The organism is Nocardioides guangzhouensis (assembly GCF_004519545.1).
Taxonomy (GTDB): domain Bacteria; phylum Actinomycetota; class Actinomycetes; order Propionibacteriales; family Nocardioidaceae; genus Nocardioides; species Nocardioides guangzhouensis.
The window spans coordinates 45,894-61,767 of record NZ_SDKM01000016.1 but is presented as its reverse complement, the minus strand read 5'-3'; the positions used below and the strand labels follow the sequence as shown (position 1 = coordinate 61,767).

The 15,874-nt window shown below is 73.9% G+C and carries 19 protein-coding genes; 9 read left to right on the top strand and 10 right to left on the bottom strand.

Annotated elements, in window-relative coordinates; translation table 11 throughout:
• Positions 1-2 precede the first annotated feature (2 nt).
• The 3 genes from EKO23_RS12345 (at position 3) to EKO23_RS12335 (ending at position 2,247) form a co-directional block, all read left to right on the top strand.
• A complete protein-coding gene (locus tag EKO23_RS12345; RefSeq protein WP_246051057.1) occupies positions 3-836 on the top strand; it encodes a patatin-like phospholipase family protein in 834 nt (277 codons plus the stop codon).
• A gap of 49 nt (positions 837-885) precedes the next feature.
• The gene (locus EKO23_RS12340) at positions 886-1,902 is read left to right on the top strand and encodes a 1-acyl-sn-glycerol-3-phosphate acyltransferase (RefSeq protein ID WP_134717678.1); all 1,017 of its coding nucleotides are present in this window, start codon (positions 886-888) and stop codon (positions 1,900-1,902) included.
• 84 nt (positions 1,903-1,986) lie between these two features.
• On the top strand, positions 1,987-2,247 hold the full coding sequence (locus EKO23_RS12335; RefSeq protein WP_134717676.1) for a GlsB/YeaQ/YmgE family stress response membrane protein: 261 nt from the start codon (positions 1,987-1,989) through the stop codon (positions 2,245-2,247).
• 50 nt (positions 2,248-2,297) lie between these two features.
• Here the strand turns inward: EKO23_RS12335 and EKO23_RS12330 are convergent, their stop codons facing one another.
• The gene (locus EKO23_RS12330; protein ID WP_134717674.1) at positions 2,298-2,834 is read right to left on the bottom strand and encodes a mycothiol transferase; all 537 of its coding nucleotides are present in this window, start codon (positions 2,832-2,834) and stop codon (positions 2,298-2,300) included.
• 5 nt (positions 2,835-2,839) lie between these two features.
• Positions 2,840-3,922, bottom strand: coding sequence for a DNA polymerase domain-containing protein (locus tag EKO23_RS12325; RefSeq protein ID WP_134717672.1), 1,083 nt, complete (start codon positions 3,920-3,922; stop codon positions 2,840-2,842).
• Positions 3,923-3,962: 40 nt separating this feature from the next.
• Here EKO23_RS12325 and EKO23_RS12320 point away from each other — a divergent pair, with 40 nt between their 5' ends.
• Together EKO23_RS12320 and msrB are read left to right on the top strand one after the other, a co-directional pair.
• Positions 3,963-4,634 carry a hypothetical protein gene (locus tag EKO23_RS12320; RefSeq protein WP_134717670.1) on the top strand — a complete coding sequence of 224 codons (672 nt, stop codon included), beginning with the start codon at positions 3,963-3,965 and terminating at the stop codon, positions 4,632-4,634.
• 14 nt (positions 4,635-4,648) lie between these two features.
• Positions 4,649-5,101: a peptide-methionine (R)-S-oxide reductase MsrB gene (msrB, locus tag EKO23_RS12315; protein WP_134717668.1), complete on the top strand. Its 453-nt coding sequence runs from the start codon at positions 4,649-4,651 to the stop codon at positions 5,099-5,101.
• On the opposite strand, the gene EKO23_RS12310 is transcribed toward msrB, so the two are convergent.
• The 4 genes from EKO23_RS12310 to hemG form a co-directional block, all read right to left on the bottom strand.
• Positions 5,079-5,570, bottom strand: a complete 492-nt coding sequence (locus EKO23_RS12310; protein ID WP_246051056.1) for a rhodanese-like domain-containing protein — start codon at positions 5,568-5,570, stop codon at positions 5,079-5,081. The two genes, msrB and EKO23_RS12310, sit on opposite strands and share 23 nt — an antisense overlap.
• The gene (locus EKO23_RS12305; protein ID WP_134717666.1) at positions 5,567-6,016 is read right to left on the bottom strand and encodes a cysteine dioxygenase; all 450 of its coding nucleotides are present in this window, start codon (positions 6,014-6,016) and stop codon (positions 5,567-5,569) included. The genes EKO23_RS12310 and EKO23_RS12305 overlap by 4 nt, the downstream gene beginning before the upstream one ends.
• A gap of 340 nt (positions 6,017-6,356) precedes the next feature.
• Positions 6,357-7,055 carry a hydrogen peroxide-dependent heme synthase gene (hemQ, locus tag EKO23_RS12300; protein WP_134717664.1) on the bottom strand — a complete coding sequence of 233 codons (699 nt, stop codon included), beginning with the start codon at positions 7,053-7,055 and terminating at the stop codon, positions 6,357-6,359.
• A 61-nt stretch (positions 7,056-7,116) separates the two neighbouring features.
• Positions 7,117-8,487 (bottom strand): protoporphyrinogen oxidase, encoded by a 1,371-nt coding sequence (gene hemG, locus EKO23_RS12295; RefSeq protein WP_246051055.1) that lies wholly within the window; start codon positions 8,485-8,487, stop codon positions 7,117-7,119.
• A 61-nt stretch (positions 8,488-8,548) separates the two neighbouring features.
• Between hemG and EKO23_RS12290 the strand changes: the two genes are divergently transcribed.
• The gene (locus EKO23_RS12290) at positions 8,549-9,421 is read left to right on the top strand and encodes a DUF4349 domain-containing protein (RefSeq protein WP_167880445.1); all 873 of its coding nucleotides are present in this window, start codon (positions 8,549-8,551) and stop codon (positions 9,419-9,421) included.
• A gap of 9 nt (positions 9,422-9,430) precedes the next feature.
• Here EKO23_RS12290 and EKO23_RS12285 read toward each other — a convergent pair whose 3' ends face one another.
• The 3 genes from EKO23_RS12285 to EKO23_RS12275 are packed head-to-tail and all read right to left on the bottom strand — an operon-like array spanning position 9,431 to position 11,594.
• Complete coding sequence (locus EKO23_RS12285) at positions 9,431-9,931, bottom strand: flavin reductase family protein (RefSeq protein ID WP_217702598.1); 501 nt, start codon at positions 9,929-9,931, stop codon at positions 9,431-9,433.
• Positions 9,928-10,437, bottom strand: coding sequence for an NADPH-dependent FMN reductase (locus EKO23_RS12280; RefSeq protein ID WP_134717658.1), 510 nt, complete (start codon positions 10,435-10,437; stop codon positions 9,928-9,930). Before EKO23_RS12280 ends, EKO23_RS12285 begins: the two co-directional genes overlap by 4 nt.
• A complete protein-coding gene (locus EKO23_RS12275) occupies positions 10,434-11,594 on the bottom strand; it encodes an LLM class flavin-dependent oxidoreductase (RefSeq protein ID WP_134717656.1) in 1,161 nt (386 codons plus the stop codon). The genes EKO23_RS12280 and EKO23_RS12275 overlap by 4 nt, the downstream gene beginning before the upstream one ends.
• Before the next feature lie 302 nt (positions 11,595-11,896).
• Between EKO23_RS12275 and EKO23_RS12270 the strand changes: the two genes are divergently transcribed.
• Positions 11,897-12,823, top strand: coding sequence for a LysR family transcriptional regulator (locus EKO23_RS12270; protein WP_134717654.1), 927 nt, complete (start codon positions 11,897-11,899; stop codon positions 12,821-12,823).
• Here EKO23_RS12270 and hemE read toward each other — a convergent pair.
• Entirely contained in the window at positions 12,811-13,851 is a 1,041-nt protein-coding gene (gene hemE, locus EKO23_RS12265) for a uroporphyrinogen decarboxylase (RefSeq protein WP_217702597.1), read from the bottom strand. The genes EKO23_RS12270 and hemE overlap by 13 nt on opposite strands.
• 69 nt (positions 13,852-13,920) lie before the next feature.
• Here hemE and EKO23_RS12260 point away from each other — a divergent pair, with 69 nt between their 5' ends.
• Both EKO23_RS12260 and EKO23_RS12255 read left to right on the top strand, forming a co-directional pair.
• Positions 13,921-14,541, top strand: a complete 621-nt coding sequence (locus EKO23_RS12260) for a DUF3000 domain-containing protein (protein WP_175582691.1) — start codon at positions 13,921-13,923, stop codon at positions 14,539-14,541.
• A 7-nt stretch (positions 14,542-14,548) separates the two neighbouring features.
• Positions 14,549-15,874 (top strand): HRDC domain-containing protein, encoded by a 1,326-nt coding sequence (locus tag EKO23_RS12255; protein WP_134717652.1) that lies wholly within the window; start codon positions 14,549-14,551, stop codon positions 15,872-15,874.

The following is a 15,874-nucleotide window of genomic DNA, read 5'->3' as shown; positions in this document are numbered from 1 at the left end:
GCGTGGAGTCGGAGGGCCGGACGGCGTTCGTCCTCGGCGGCGGGGGCCTGCTCGGTGCCGTCGAGGTCGGCATGGTCCGCGCCCTGCTCGAGCACGGCGTCCGCCCAGACCTGGTGCTCGGCACGTCGGTCGGCGCGCTGAACGGCGTGGTGGTCGCCCAGGACCCGACCGTGGGCGCGGTCGACCGGCTGCGCGCGATGTGGCGCTCGGTCGCCGAGGAGCGCGACGTGTACGCCGACGGGCCGTTCAAGCAGGCCCGACGCGCGCTGGCGACCGGCACCCACCTGCACGACTCGGCTCCCCTGCGCCGCCGGCTCCAGGAGGAGTTCGGCGACACCACGTTCGCCGACCTCGCGGTGCCGTTCCAGTGCTGCGCGGCCAGCATCGAGCGGGCCACCGAGCACTGGTTCAGCGCCGGGCCGGTGGTGCCCGCGGTGATGGCGAGCGCCGCCGTACCCGGCCTGCTGCCCCCCGAGAAGGTCGGCGCCGAGCACTACCTCGACGGCGGCATCGTGAACTCCATCCCGGTCGGGCGGGCGGCGGACCTCGGGGCCACCCGGATCTTCGTGCTCCAGGTCGGGCGGGTGAACCGGCCGCTCACGGTCCCGCGCCGGCCGTGGGAGGTGGCCCGGGTGTCGTTCGAGATCGCCCGCCGGCACCGCTTCCACCGGGAGATGAACGAGCTGCCCACCCACGTCGAGGCGCACGTGCTCCCCTCCGGCACCGGGACGGAGCGCGACGACAACCCGCTCTCCTACCGCGACCATGCGCGCGTGCAGCAGCGCATGGACGAGGCGTACGCCGAGAGCGCGGCGTACCTCGAGGGCCTGAGATGAACCACCCCCCGAGATCACTGGCGAGCTCGCGATCCCGCGGGGACCCCGGATGATCGCCGCCCTCGTGCGCCGGGTGGTGCTCGCCCCGGCGGTGATCGCGCTGACCGTCTTCCTCTGGGTGTTCGCACCGTTCTGGCTGATCGGGACCGGCATCGCCTCGGCGTTCGTCCCCGGCTGGCTGCGGCCGGTGCGCCTGGCCTGGGTGGCCATCGTGCACCTCACCCTGGAGAGCCTCATCCTGGTCGAGCTGCTCGGGCTCTGGATCGCCAGCGGGTTCGGGCTCTTCATCCGGCGGCCGTTCTTCGAGCGGATCCACTACGACCTCGTGCACGCCTACCTGGTGGTCTTCGTGCGCGAGTCCCGCCGGGTGCTCCGGCTCAAGATCGAGACCGTCGGCCCGACCCCGGACGCGTTCCCCGGCGACCCGCTGCTGGTGTGCTGCCGGCACGCGGGACCGGGCGACTCGTTCATCCTGATGTACGCGCTCATGCACTGGTACCACCGCGAGCCACGCGTGGTCCTCAAGGACACCCTCGCGTGGGACCCGGCGATCGGGATCATGCTGCACCGCCTCCCGGCCCGGTTCGTCCAGCCCAACCCCGGCGCCGGCGAGGACGTCGAGAGCCAGATCTCCGAGATGGCGCGCGGCCTCGACGCCAACGACGCGTTCGTGATCTTCCCCGAGGGCGGCAACTTCACCCCGGCCCGGCGCGAGAAGGCGATCCGCAAGCTGCGCTCGCTCGGCCTGGAGCGGATGGCGCAGCGGGCGGAGCGGATGAAGAACGTCCTGGCCCCGCGGCCGGGCGGCTTCCTCGCCGCGCTCGATGCCGCCCCGGACGCCGACGTGCTGCTGGTCGCCCACACCGGCCTCGACCACGTGCTGACGCTGCGCGACGTCTGGCACGAGCTGCCGATGGACAAGCAGATCATCATGCGCTGGTGGCGGGTGCCGCGCGACGAGATCCCGACCGAGCGGGAGGAGCAGATCGACTGGCTCTTCGACTGGTGGGCGCGGATCGACGCCTGGGTCGAGGAGAACCGGCCGGCCGAGCTGCCCCGACGGTAGGACCGGGTCCCGCGTCGCCGTACCGCCGCGCGCTAGTGTCGAGAGACCGGCTGCCGCGGGCAGCCCACCACCAGGAGGTTCGTCGTGCAGGTCCTCGGTCTGATCGTCATCGGGCTCGTGATCGGCTACCTCGCCCGGCTGTTCAAGCCCGGCCGGCAGCGGATCGGTTTCCTCTGGACGCTGCTGCTCGGCGTCGCAGGTGCGCTGATCGGCGGCATCGTCGCGAGCTGGTTCGGCACCGGCGACATCTGGGAGCTGAACTTCTGGGGGACGGTCGTCGGCATCCTCGCCGCGATCGTGCTGATCGGCCTGGCGGAGGGCCGGGTCGGCAAGTCGAAGGCCTGACCCCCTCGACGATCGATGAAGGATCCCCGGCACCCGGTGCCGGGGATCCTTCACTGTCCGGCGGGATCCGCGGCGCCCAGCTCGCGGACGATGTCGAGGTGGCCGGCGTGCCGGGCGTACTCGTGGACCACGTGCTGGCAGATCCAGCGCAGCGTCGGCGTGCCTTCGTCGAACCGGGGGCCGGGCACCGCGCGCGCCTCCGTCGGGAACTCCCGCAGCAGCTTCCGCACCCGCACCGCGAGCCGCTCCAGCCGGGCCGCGAGGTCGTCGGCGGACACGCCGTCCGGCACCTGCCAGCGCACGTCCGGGTCGTCCTCGTGCTCCCACGGGTCCGGCCGCGACCAGTCGCCCCACACGTCCGGGACGTCCTCGCCGAGGAAGCCCCAGAGGAACCAGCGCCGCTCCATGTGCAGCACGTGGCTGAGCAGCTCGATCGGCGTCCAGCCCGACGGCACCATGCTGCGCCGCTGCTGGTCCGGCGGCAGCGAGGTCACGCCGTCGGCGATCGTGGCCCGGTAGAAGTCGAGGTACGCCGACCAGTGCGCGCCCTCGTCGCCGATGTCCCCGCGGGGCTCCTCCGGTTCCACCGCGCTCAGTCCTCGACCCGGTTGCCGTGCTCGTCCCAGTGGGCCGCGACTTTCTTCGACGGCTGCACCCGCGGCGGCTCGCCCGGCATCTTCGGGTAGTCCGGCGGGAACGGCATCTCGCCTCCGGGCAGCTCCTCCCACAGCGCCAGCAGCGGCTCCAGCGAGAACGCCTCGTCGTCGATGTCCGCCCACGGGTCGCCGTCCTGCACCCGCCCGGGCACGGTGAACAGGTTGAACCCACGTGGGTCGGTGAGGTCCGCCAGCTCCGCCCAGGTGACCGGCGTGGAGACCGGGGCGCCGGGGATGGGCCGCAGGGAGTACGCCGAGGCGATGGTGCGGTCGCGGTTGTTCTGGTTGAAGTCGACGAAGATCCGCTCCCCGCGCTCCTCCTTCCACCAGTTCATGGTCACCCCGTCGTCGCGCCGGGCCAGCTCGCGGCCGAACCCGATCGCGGCGTGCCGGAGGTCGGTGAAATCCCACCGCGGCTCGATCCGCACGTAGACGTGCACCCCGCGGTTGCCCGAGGTCTTGGGGTAGCCGCGCAGCCCGAGCTCCTCGAGCAGCTCCTTCGCCACCCCGGCCACCCGGACCGCGTCCGAGAACGTGGTGCCGGGCTGCGGGTCGAGGTCGATCCGCAGCTCGTCGGGGTGGTCGACGTCGGCCCGCCGTACCGGCCACGGATGGAAGGTCAGCGTGCCCATGTGGGCGCACCACACCGGCACCGCGATCTCGGTCGGACAGACCTCCTCCGCGGTCCGCCCGGACGGGAAGGTGACCTGCACGCTCTCGAGGTAGTCGGGCGCTCCCTTGGGCACCCGCTTCTGGTAGAACGCGTCGGCGTTGCGGTCCTGCGGGCCGGTGGCCAGCCGCATCCCCTCGCGGACCCCGGAGGTCCATCGCTCCAGTGCGGTCGGCCGCTCCCGCAGCGCCCGCATCAGCCCGTCCTCGACGGAGGCGAAGTACTCCGCGACCATCAGCTTGGTCACCTCGGGCGTGTGCTCGGTCTTCTCGTAGATGACCCGGTCGGGGCTGGACACGCGCACGGAGCGCTCGCCTGCCCGGACCTCGGCTGCGGGTGGCTTGGCCATGCCGCCAACCTAGCGGTCCCCCGGGTGCCACACTGCCGGCGTGGATCCCCGCCTGAGCACCGCCGTGCAGACCAGCGTGCGCTGGTACGACGACATGGCCGCCCTGCACGCCGTGCCCACCACCGTCACCGACGGGTTGTGGCACGCGCTCGCCCCGATGCCGCCGCTGCACTCGGCGGCCAAGACCCTGCGCCCCGGCGTGCCCCGTGAGACCGTGCTGCGCGCGGTGGCGGCGTACGACCAGGTCAGCGTGGCCGACTCCTTCGGCGACCTCGACCTCACCGCGGACGGCTTCGACCTGCTCTTCGAGGCCACCTGGATCCACCGCCCCGCGCTCGACACCGGGCCGGTGCCGGCAGGCTGGGCGCCGGTCACCGACCCGGCCGGGCTCGACGCGTGGGTGGCGGTGCACGGCACCGGTGGCATCTTCGTGCCCGGCATCCTCCGCCGGCCGGAGTTCACGATGCTGGCCCGGCACGACGGCGACCGGGTCAGCGCGGGGTTCGTCGTGCACGACGGCGGTACGGCGGTCGGGGTCTCCAACGCCTGCACCCCGGCCGGCGACGAGCTCGGCTGGTCCGAGGTGCTGGCGGTCACCGCCGCCGTAAGGTCCGGTCAGCCGGTGACCGACTACACGTACGGCGATGAGCTGGCCTCGGCCCTCGCACACGGGTTCAGCCCGCTGGGCCCGCAGCGGGTCTGGGTGCGCTGAGTAGGCTGAACGGCATGCGGAAGTCGAAGTCCGACGCGCCGGCCGGGGACACCGGCAGCTACGCCGTCACCAAGAGCGACGCCGAGTGGCGTGAGCAGCTCTCCCCCGACGAGTACGCCGTGCTCCGCCAGGCCGGCACCGAGCGCGCCTTCACCGGCACCTACACCGACACCGAGACCGTCGGCGTCTACCGCTGCAAGGCGTGCGACGCGAAGCTCTTCGAGTCCGACACCAAGTTCCACTCGGGCTGCGGCTGGCCGTCGTTCTACCAGCCGCTGCGCACATCCGAGGGGGCGGACACCATCGAGTACCTCGAGGACTCCTCGCACGGGATGAAGCGGGTCGAGGTGCGGTGCGCGAGCTGCGGCTCGCACCTCGGCCACGTCTTCCCGGACGGCTACGGCACGCCCACCGGCGACCGCTACTGCATCAACTCGATCGCGCTCACGCTCGAGCCGAAGGAATGACCGCCAGGTCCGCCTCGCGAGGGGTGGACGCGAGCACCGGCCGTTCGGCCACGGGCAGCCCGGCCTCGCGCCAGGCGGCGAACCCGCCCACGACGTCGGTGGCCCGGCGCACCCCGAGGCGGACCAGCGCGTCCGCGGCCAGCGACGACGTGTAGCCCTCCTGGCAGAGCACGATCACGCGAGCGTTGTACGACGCCTGCTCGACGCGGGCGCTGCTGCGCGGGTCGAACCGCCACTCGAGCACGTTGCGCTCGACGACCAACGGGTGGACGACGGAGTGGACCTCCCCCTCGGCGGTCCTCTGCGCCTCCGGCCGGATGTCGACGAGCACGGCCTGCCGGGCCAGCAGCTCGCGGTACGCCGCGCGGGGCGGCACCCGGTCCAGGCGCGACCGGGCGTCGGCCAGCATCGCGTCGACGCCGTCGAACCAGATCTCGGGAAACGGCTGGTGGAAGCGGTGCACCGTCACCAGTCCGCCCCCGCCTTCTCGACCCCGGCCAGCACCAGCCGTCCATCGGTCACGTCGTAGCGGGTCATCGTGGTCAGTCGCGGCGAGTAGGCGTGCACGGACACCGCCGCCTTCTCGCCGAGGTTGCGCACGTCGTGCAGGTGTCCGGGCGCGAACGAGCGGCTGTCGCCGACGACCAGGCCGTGTGGCTGTGGGCCGTGGTCCCAGGTGTACTCGTGCAGCCGGCCGGCGATCGTGGTGAACGCACCGCCGGCGGTCCCGTGGTCGTGCCAGCCGGTGCGGGCTCCGGGTGGCCAGGTGATCAGCCAGACCTGGAGGTCGGGCGTCGCGTGCAGCTCGGTCCAGGCCCGCTCGGTGGCGGTGGGGTCGTGGAGCTCGAGCAGGTCGGGGTCCGCCGCGATCTCACGCAGCGTCTGGAGCAGGGGCAGGACGGTCAAGGCAGTCATCGGTTCTCCTGTGGGTCGAGGTGTGCGGGTGGCGGATGCTCACCCCGCGACACAGGTCGCTCGCCGTGCGGAGCAGGTCGACATGCAGCCGTCGCTGTCTCTCGTCAATGTTTATCAACTTACTCATGTTTAAAGAATGCACGGCCCCCCAAGCCCGGGCAAGTCGAAACGCCGGCGTCTCAGCCGGTGGTCGGCCAGAGCCGGGAGCCCGTCTCGAAACCACCACCAACCCCGGTGGTTGAGGAGGGCGAGGAACGAGCCCGTCTCGAAACCACCACCAACCCTCGGTGGCTTCGAGACGCTCGCTGGCTGCTCGCTCCTCGACCACCGGCGCGAGGCGTCAGGGCAGGCGGGCGACCAGGTCGGCGACGTCGGCGCGGGCGCCGGTGTAGAACGGCACCTCCTCGCGCACGTGCCGTCGGGTCTCGGAGCCGCGCAGATGCCGCATCAGGTCGACGATGCGGTAGAGCTCGTCGGCCTCGAAGGCGAGCATCCACTCGTAGTCGCCGAGCGCGAAGCTGGAGACCGTGTTCGCCCGGACGTCGGGATAGTCGCGCGCCATCTGGCCGTGCTCGGCGAGCAGGCGGCGGCGCTCGCCGTCGTCGAGGAGGTACCACTCGTAGGAGCGGACGAACGGGTAGACGCACACGTGAGCGCGGGCCTCCTCCTCGGCGAGGAACGCCGGGATGTGGCTCTTGTTGAACTCCGCCGGGCGGTGCAGCGCCATCTGCGACCAGACCGGGTCGAGGCGTCGGCCGAACGTCGTGCGGCGCAGCTCGTGGTAGGCGCCCTGGAGCTGCTCGGAGGTGGCGGCGTGCCACCAGACCATCAGGTCGGCGTCGGCGCGCAGGCCGGCCACGTCGTACGTCCCCCGCACCACCACGTCGTCGGCGGCCAGCTTGTCGAACAGCGCCTGCACCTCCTGCGCCTCGGCGGCACGGTCGGCGTCGCCGAGCAGGTCCCGGAGCCGGAAGACCGACCACATCGTGTAGCGGATGGTGTCGTTGAGCTCGCGGGTCCGGGCGGCGTTGCTGGTCATGCCTCCATTGTGCAAGGGCGCCACCGGAGACCCCTCGGCGACCCCGTCGGTCGAGGACGCCTCAGCCGAGGTCGGCGACCGCGCGGCGGGCGGAGGCGATGCAGGCCGGGATACCCAGCCCGTCGTACGCGGCGCCGCAGACCGCCAGCCCGGGCACCCGGGCGACGTCGGCGCGGATCCGGGCGACTCGGTCGAGGTGGCCGACGGCGTACTGCGGCAGTCCGCCGCCCCACCGCTGCACGAACGCGTCGACCGGCGCCGCGGTGAGCCCGGTGGCGTCGGCGAGGTCGGCCAGCGACACCGCGACCAGCTCCTCGTCGGAGCGCTGGAGGGCGGCCTCCTCGCGGTGCCGTCCGACCGAGGTGCGCAGCAGCAGGACGCCCGCGGCGGCGCCGGCCTCGCGGACCCACCCCCACTTGGTGGCGCTGAAGGTCGAGGCCTTGATCGTGCGGCCGTCGACCGGCGGCACCAGGAACCCGGAGGCCTCGTCGAGCGCGGCGACGCCGGCGACGTCCTCGACCCGGAAGGCGAGGGTGACCACGGCCATCGAGGCGTACTCCACCGCGGCCAGCTCGGCCGCCGCGGCCGGGGCCAGGTCGGCCAGCAGGCGGGCGGTCGGGGTGGCCGGGGTGGCCAGCACCAGGCGGTCGCAGGCAACGGCCTCGGGCGCCACGGTCGGTCCGACGGTGAGCTCGAAGCCGGTGGCGGTACGCCGGGCCGCACGCACCGTGGCGCCGGTGCGGACCGCGAACCCGCCGTCGCGGGCGAGGACCTGCGGCAGCCGGCCCACGCCCCCGGCCAGCCCGGCGAAGACGGGGGTCGCGGGGGCGTCGGCGGGCACGCGGGCGGCCGCGGCCACCAGCGACGGGCCGCGGTCGAGCAGCGCCACCACCTGCGGGACGGTCGCCCGGGCGGACAGGGATCGGGCGTGGCCGGCGTACACCCCGCCGAGGAGAGGCTCGACCAGCCGGTCCACCACCTCGTCGCCGAGGTGGGTGGCGATCAGGTCTCCGACGGAGACGTCGTGGCCGGGCGCGGGCGCGGCCACCTCGGCGCGGGCCCGGGCCAGGCCCGCGTCGGAGAGCACGCCGGAGGCGGCGAGCTGGTCGAGGTCCGCCGGGACGCCCATCACCGAGCGCGGCAGCGGCCGCAGCGCGCCGCGGGTCCAGATCCGGGAGGCGGTGGTGACGGGGTGGACCAGCTCCAGACCGAGGCCGGTGGCCAGGTCGACGCCCTCGGGCCGCCGGGCCAGCATGGCCTCGGCCCCGACATCGACGGTGACGCCCGCGACCTCGGCCACCCTCAGCTTGCCGCCGACCTCGGGCGAGCCCTCCAGCAGCACGACGTCGTCGCCGGCCGCGGCCAGCTCCCGGGCCGCGGCGAGGCCCGCGATGCCCCCGCCGACCACGGCGGTACGGCGGGTCCCGGTCACGTGCCCAGCCTGCCAGACGGGCTGCCGGGAACCGGCGGGGCCCCGCTCCCGTCCGACCCCCATGAGAGCAGCCCTCGTCATCGCACCCACGCTCCTCCTCGCCGCCCTGGTCTCGGGCTGCAGCGGCGGCTCGTCCAGCGACGCCGGGGGCGACGGCGGGAGCGTCGCCGCCGAGACCGCGGACTCGGCCGGCGGGTCCGGCGACCGGCCCACCCCCGCCCGGCGTACCGCCGTGCGCACCGAGGCGGTGATCTACACCGCCTCCGTGGAGCTGCACTCCGACGACGTCGCCAAGGCCCGGCTCGACGTGCTCGCGATCACCGACCGCTACCGGGGCGAGGTCGCCGAGGAGGAGACCGCCAGCGGAGAGCAGGGCAGCCTGGCGCACGCCCGCCTGGTGCTCCGGGTGCCGAGCGAGGACTACCCGGAGGCGAAGCGGGACGTCGAGCAGGTCGCGGAGTTCGGGTCGTCCACCGGCGGTCGCGAGGACGTGACCACGCAGGTGATCGACAACGAGTCACGGATCCGGGCACAGACGCGCGGGGTGCGCCGCCTCGAGCAGCTGATCGGCCGGGCCGACGACCTGTCGGAGGTCATCGCGCTCGAGAACCAGCTGACCCGTCGCCAGGCCGACCTCGACTCCCTGAAGCAGCAGCAGGCCTACCTCACCGGCCAGGTGGCGATGGCCACCATCACCGTGAACATCGAGGCCGACGACCCCGCCGGCACGGACGACCGCCGGGCCGGCGGCTTCCTGGCCGGCCTCGAGGACGGGTGGCACGGCCTCACGGGACTCGTGACCGGCACCCTCACCGCCGTCGGGCTGCTGCTCCCGTTCGCCGTGCTGTTCGGGCTGCTCGGCGTCCCGGCGTGGCTCGCCACCCGCGCCGTACGACGCCGCCGGGCGCCGGGCGCGCCACCCGAGGCGGGCTGAGCGCCTTCCTCAGGCGGAGTCGGCGACCCGGCCGAACCCGCTGCGGTGGAAGACCAGGGGCGAGCCGCCGTCGTCGTCGACCGCGTGCAGCCGCAGCAGCACGATGGTGTGGTCGCCGGCGACGATCTCGCGGTGGACGGTGCAGTCGAACGTCGCGACGGCGTCCTCAAGCAGCACCGCACCGTCCGCGGTGGCGTGCAGGTCGAGGCCTGTGAAGCGTTGCTCGGCCGGGCCGGCGAGCCGGGCGCACGCCGCGTCGTGGTGGTCGGCCAGCACCGACAGCCCGAGGTGCGAGGCGGAGCGCAGCACCGGCCACGTCGACGAGGTGTTCGCGACGGAGACCGACACCAGCGCGGGCTCCAGGCTGACCGACGTGAACGAGCTGGCAGCCAGGCCGACGTACGCCCCGTCGACCTGGGCGGCCACCGCCACCACGCCGCTGGGGAAGGCACCGAGGACGCGGCGCAGCGTGCCGGGGTCGAGGGCGGGCTCCAGACGGGTCACGGTCACGCCGCCACCCCGTCGCCGACCAGGGACGCCACCACGGGTCGGGCGACCTCCAGCCACGCGTCGTACGCCGCGGGGTCGTCGTACGAAGCGTCCAGGACGTACGCGCCGGGCACCGGCACCGTCGCCCCGATCTCGGTCAGCACCGGACGCAGGGTCAGCTCCGGCGCCAGCGCGTGGGCCGGGCCGGCGCCGAGCATGAGGGGCACCGTGACCACCCCGCGCAGACCGCCGGGCGGGAACCGGTCGAGGAACAGCTTGAGCAGGCCCGTGTAGGTCGCCTTGTACGTCGGGCTGGCCACGACCAGCAGGTCGGCCGCCCGCACCTCGTCCACGACGGCGGTGACGGCCGGGTCCGCCCAGTCCAGCAGCGCGGCGCCGAGGTCGGCGAGGTCGACGATCGCTTCGGGGGCGGTGCCGGTGAGCTCGGTGGCCAGGTGCACGGCCGCGTCCCGGGTCCGGGACCGCGGCCTGGGGTTGCCGACCACCACGGCGGCGCGGGGGCTCACGAGGCCGCCCGGCCGGGCCCGTCGGCGAACGGGACGCTCGCAGGCGAAGCCGCGGCCGGGCCGTACGGGTTGCTCCAGAGGCCGCGCTCGCGGAGCACCGGCAGCACCCCTTCGCCGAACCAGTACGACGACTCGAGGTGCGGGTAGCCGGAGAGCACGAACTCCTCGATGCCGAGGTCGGCGTACTGCTGGACCAGGTCCGCCACCTCCTCGTGGCTGCCGACCATCGCGGTGCCGGCGCCACCGCGGACCAGGCCGACCCCCGCCCACAGGTTGGGGTGGATCTCGAGGTCGTCCTTGCGGCCGCCGTTGAGCTCGAGCATCCGGCGCTGCCCCTCGGACTCGCTCTGGCGCAGGCCCGCCTGGACCCGGGCCACGGTCTCGTCGTCGATCGCGTCGAGGAGCCGCTGCGCCTCGGCCCACGCCTCCCCGGAGGTGTCGCGGTTGATCACGTGCAGACGGATGCCGAAGCGGAGGGTGCGGCCCTCGGCAGCGGCGAGCCCCCTGATCCACTCGATCTTCTCGGCGACCGCGGCGGGTGGCTCGCCCCAGGTGAGGTAGACGTCCGCGTGCTTCGCGGCGACGGTCCCGGCGGCCGGCGAGGAGCCACCGAAGTAGATCTCGGGGACCGGCGACGGCAGCGCGCCCAGCTTCGCGTCCTCGACGTGCAGGTGCTCGCCCTCGAAGGTGACGCTCTCGCCGGCCCAGAGCCGCCGGACCACGTCGAGGAACTCGCCGCAGCGGGCGTAGCGCGCGTCCTTGTCGAGGAAGTCCCCGTAGGCGCGCTGCTCGGCGCTCTCGCCGCCGGTGACCACGTTGAGCAGCAGCCGGCCACCGGACATGTTCTGGAAGGTCGCCGCCATCTGTGCGGCCAGGGTCGGCGAGGTGAGGCCGGGCCGGAACGCGACCAGGAACTTCAGCCGCTCGGAGACGCTGCTCAACATCGCCGTCGACAGCCACGCGTCCTCGCACCAGGCGCCGGTCGGGGTCAGCGCGGCCTCGAAGCCGAGCTGCTCGGCGCTGCGGGCGATCTGCCCGAGGTAGCCGACCGAGGCCGGTCGGCCGGAGGCGCCGGCCGCCACGCCGTGGCCGCCACCGACCACGTGCCGCCCGTCGCCGCCGTTGGTGGGCAGGAACCAGTGGAATCGCAGGCTCATCGTGTCCTCTCTCCATCGTGTCTCCGCCGGTCCCCGGCCGCTCGGTCGGGGCCGGCGACGTCGCGCGCCACCGGGCGGCACCCCGGAGAGTGGCCCGGTGGCGACGCGCGCCGCCTCATGGGACCCCCGTCCTGTGGCAGATGTTCCGGGTCGGGGGGAGGTTCAGGATTAATGTCTACTAAGATACTTCACAAAGATCGGCGGAAGTTCAAGGCGAGACCCGCCTTCGCGCGTCACGAGTCGGCGACGGGGTGATCGGTTCCGCCTCTCACCGCCACCACCGGGATCCCCCAGGAGGGCCCTTGCGCATCGAGCAGCTCGAGTACCTCGCCGCGGTCACCCAGCACGGGTCGCTGCGCCGGGCCAGCGAGCGACTGCACATCTCCCAGCCTGCCCTCAGCGAGGCGGTGAGCAAGCTCGAGCGCGAGCTCGGCGTCATCCTGCTCGACCGCCGGCGCACCGGCGCCCGGATCAGCCGCCAGGGCCGCGACCTGCTCCAGAACATGGTCGAGGTGCTCGAGGCCGTCGACCGATTGCGCACCGCGGCCGGCGACCAGAGCACCGCGGCGCGGACCCTCCGGATCGGCACCGTGAACGCCGCCACCTCCACCCTGCTGGTGCCGGCGATCCGCGACTTCCGCGCCGGCCACCCCGGCACCACGGTCGAGGTGGTCAACACCCAGCAGGCCGAGATCGTGCAGGGCCTCACCGAGGACGGGCTCGACCTCGGGCTGGTCAACGTGCTCCCCGGTGACGACGTACCGCCCGGCCTCGCGGCCAGCGAGCTGGTCCACGGCCGACCGGTGGTGGTGCTGCCCACCGGGCACCCGCTGGCGGACCTGGACGAGGTCCCCGCGGAGCGGCTCCGCGACGAGCCGTTCGTCGCGATGCGGGCCGGCTACCTCATGCACCGCTTCGTGCACCGGCTGTTCGCGGGCGAGACCCCGCGGATGACCTACTCCACCGACGGCGCCGAGATGGGCAAGCAGATGGTGGCCGAGGGACTCGGTGTCACGGTGCTGCCGGACTTCAGCGTCGAGCACGACCCGCTGGCCCGTGCCGGGGTGATCACGCACCGCCCGCTGGCGGAGGACTCCACCTCGGTGACGCTGCTCCTCCTGCACCGCCGGGTCGAGCACGTGCCGCCGGCGATCCGGGACCTGGCCGCCGCGCTGGTCGAGCGGGGCCGGGCGTACGGCGAGTCCCGGTCCGCGGCTCAGCGAGGGTAGGACTGCACGAACTCGGTCAGCCGCGCGAGCTGGTCGGGGTCGGTCGAGGGGATCACACCGTGGCCGAGGTTGAAGATGTGGCCACGGGCGGCCTTGCCGGCCTCGATGATCGCGCCGGCCCGCCGCGTCATCACCTCGGTGGGCGCGAACACCAGGGTCGGGTCGAGGTTGCCCTGCACGCTGCGCTCCCCCACCTGCGGGACCGCGGCGGCCAGCGGGGTGCGCCAGTCGACGCCCACGACGTCCGCACCGGCCTCGGCCATCAGCGGCAGCAGGTTGGAGGTCCCGACGCCGAAGTGGATCCGCGGCACCCCGAGCTCCCCGGCCGCCGCCAGCACCCGTGCGGAGTGCGGCATCACCTGGTCGCGGTAGTCGTCAGGGGTGAGCGCGCCGGCCCACGAGTCGAAGAGCTGGACCGCCGAGGCCCCGGCACGCACCTGCACCTGGAGGTACGCCGCGGCGATGCCGGCGATCTTGCGCATCAGCGCGTCCCACACGTCGGGGGCGCCGAACATCATCGCCTTGGTCTTCGCGTGCTCCTTGGAGGGCCCACCCTCGACGAGGTACGACGCCACGGTGAACGGGGCGCCCGCGAAGCCGATGAGCGGCGTCGCGCCGAGCTCGCCGACCAGCGAGCGCACCGCCTCCGTGATGTAGGGGACGTGCCCCGCCTCGAGGTCCGGGATCGCGGCCACGTCCTCCAGCGTCCGCACCGGCTGCGCGACCACCGGACCGACACCCGGCTTGATGTCGAGGTCGACCCCGACCGCCTTGAGCGGCAGCACGATGTCGGAGAAGAAGATCGCCGCGTCGACGCCGTACCGGCGCACCGGCTGGAGGGTGATCTCGGTGACCAGCCCGGGGTCCATGCAGGCGTCGAGCATGGCGACGCCCTCGCGCACGCGGAGGTACTCCGGCAGCGACCGGCCGGCCTGGCGCATGTACCAGACCGGGGTGTGCGGCACCGCCTCCCCGCGCGCGGCGCGCAGGAGGGCGGAGTCGTGGAGGTCGGGGTGCGGGCTGCTCACGACCGAATCTTCGCAGGTCAGGCGGCGTGGCGGGACACCGGGCGGGGTGCCCCGGCCTAGGCTGGCGGCATGGTCGTCCGGCAAGAGACGCACCCGGGCACGGGCGCGGGCGGAATGCCCGAACCGTTCCGGGCAGCCGTCGCCGACATGCGGGCCGCGCGGATGCGGCCGGAGGTGCTGTGCGAGGAGATGCCGGCACCCCAGCGCATCGCGCCCTGGGCCTCCGCGCTCTCCGCGGACGTCACCGTCGACGGCACCGACGTCGGCACCGGACGGATCATCCTGCTCCACGACCCGGCGGGCAACGACGCGTGGGAGGGCACCTTCCGGTGTGTGGCCTACGTCCGCGCCGAGATCGACCCGGAGCTGATCACGGACCCCATGCTGGCCGCCGTCGGCTGGTCCTGGCTCACCGAGGCGCTCGACGCGCACGGGGCGTCGTACGCCGCAGCGTCGGGCACCGTGACCCGGGTTGCGACCGAGAGCTTCGGCGGCATGGGCGACGAGGAGGCGACCGCACAGCTGGAGCTGCGCGCGTCGTGGACACCGGTCGAGGACGAGGACGGGTCGCTCGGGATGGCCGCCCACGTCGAGGCCTGGGGCGAGCTGCTGTGCACGACCGTCGGCCTTCCGCCGGTTCCCGAGGGCGTCACCGCGATGCCGAGCCGCCGCGGCCAGCGCGGGCAGTGATCTCCCGGTGACGGACCATAGCCACGACGACACACCCGAGCAGGAGCAGTCCGCCCCCGTCCAGGACGTTCCCCTGCTGGAGCTCCGCGAGGGGCTCCCGCCCGTCACCGACTCCGCCCCGGCACTCGCCGAGGTCGCCGCGCGGCTGACCGCGGGCACCGGCCCGGTGGCCATCGACGCCGAGCGGGCCTCGGGCTACCGCTACTCCTCCCGCGCCTACCTCATCCAGATCCGCCGCGAGGGCTCGGGCACGATCCTGCTCGACCCGATCGGGCTCGACGACCTCGCCCCGCTGGCGGAGGCGATCGACGGCGTCGAGTGGATCCTGCACGCCGCCACCCAGGACCTCCCCTGCCTGGCCGAGGTCGGGCTGCGCCCGGTCAGCCTGTTCGACACCGAGCTGGCCGGCCGCCTGCTGGGCTACCCACGGGTCGGGCTGGCCACCCTGGTCGAGTCCCGTCTCGGCAAGTCCCTGCGCAAGGAACACTCCGCGGTCGACTGGTCGCGGCGGCCGCTGCCGGAGCCGTGGCTCGAGTACGCCGCCCTCGACGTCGAGGTGCTGGTCGAGCTGCGGGCGGTGATGGCCGCCGAGCTCGAGGAGCAGGGCAAGGCCGAGTGGGCGCGCCAGGAGTTCGAGCACCTGCTCGGGTTCGAGCCGGTCCAGCGGGCCGAGCCCTGGCGCCGTACCTCCCAGCTGCACCGGATCCGCGGCCGCCGGGCGCTGGCCGCGGTGCGGGCGCTGTGGCAGACCCGCGACGAGATCGCCGAGCGCCGCGACGTCACTCCCGGCCGGATCCTGCCGGACTCCGCGATCATCGCGGCCGCCAGCGCGATGCCCACCGACAAGGCCGCCCTGCTCGGCACCAAGGGCTTCCACGGCCGGGGCGCGGAGCGGTACGCCAACCGCTGGGCGGCCGCGATCGACGCCGCCCGCGAGATGCCGGAGTCCGAGCTCCCGCAGCGCGGCCCGCGGGGTGACGGGCCGCCCACCCCGCGCGCGTGGGCCGACCGCGACCCGGCCGCGGCCCGCCGGCTGGTGATCACCCGCGAGCTCATGCAGGGCCTCTCCGACGAGACCGGGGTGCCGGTCGAGAACCTCCTCACCCCCGACCACCTCCGTCGGGTGCTCTGGCAGCCGCCCGCGACCCGCGACCCCGACCGGCTGGCCGAGCAGGTGCGCGCCGCCCTCACGTCGTACGCCGCGCGGCCGTGGCAGGTGGAGCTGGTGGCGCCGCTGGTCACCGAGGCGATCGTGCGCGGCGACGAGGAGCCACCGGCCGATGCCGCGGCGGAGGACACCCAGGAGGACACCCAGGAAGACGCCGCCTCCTGA

Excerpts from the sequence above, each read along its gene's own strand:
- hemQ (WP_134717664.1), bottom strand. The coding sequence starts at position 7,055 with ATGACCAGCAACGCCGCCCGGACCCGCGAGCTCAACGACACCATCCGC.
- EKO23_RS12290 (WP_167880445.1), top strand. The coding sequence starts at position 8,549 with ATGAGAGCAGCCCTCGTCATCGCACCCACGCTCCTCCTCGCCGCCCTG.
- msrB (WP_134717668.1), top strand. The coding sequence starts at position 4,649 with ATGCGGAAGTCGAAGTCCGACGCGCCGGCCGGGGACACCGGCAGCTAC.
- EKO23_RS12325 (WP_134717672.1), bottom strand. The coding sequence starts at position 3,922 with ATGGCCAAGCCACCCGCAGCCGAGGTCCGGGCAGGCGAGCGCTCCGTG.
- EKO23_RS12305 (WP_134717666.1), bottom strand. The coding sequence starts at position 6,016 with ATGACTGCCTTGACCGTCCTGCCCCTGCTCCAGACGCTGCGTGAGATC.
- EKO23_RS12340 (WP_134717678.1), top strand. The coding sequence starts at position 886 with ATGATCGCCGCCCTCGTGCGCCGGGTGGTGCTCGCCCCGGCGGTGATC.
- EKO23_RS12260 (WP_175582691.1), top strand. The coding sequence starts at position 13,921 with ATGGTCGTCCGGCAAGAGACGCACCCGGGCACGGGCGCGGGCGGAATG.
- EKO23_RS12275 (WP_134717656.1), bottom strand. The coding sequence starts at position 11,594 with ATGAGCCTGCGATTCCACTGGTTCCTGCCCACCAACGGCGGCGACGGG.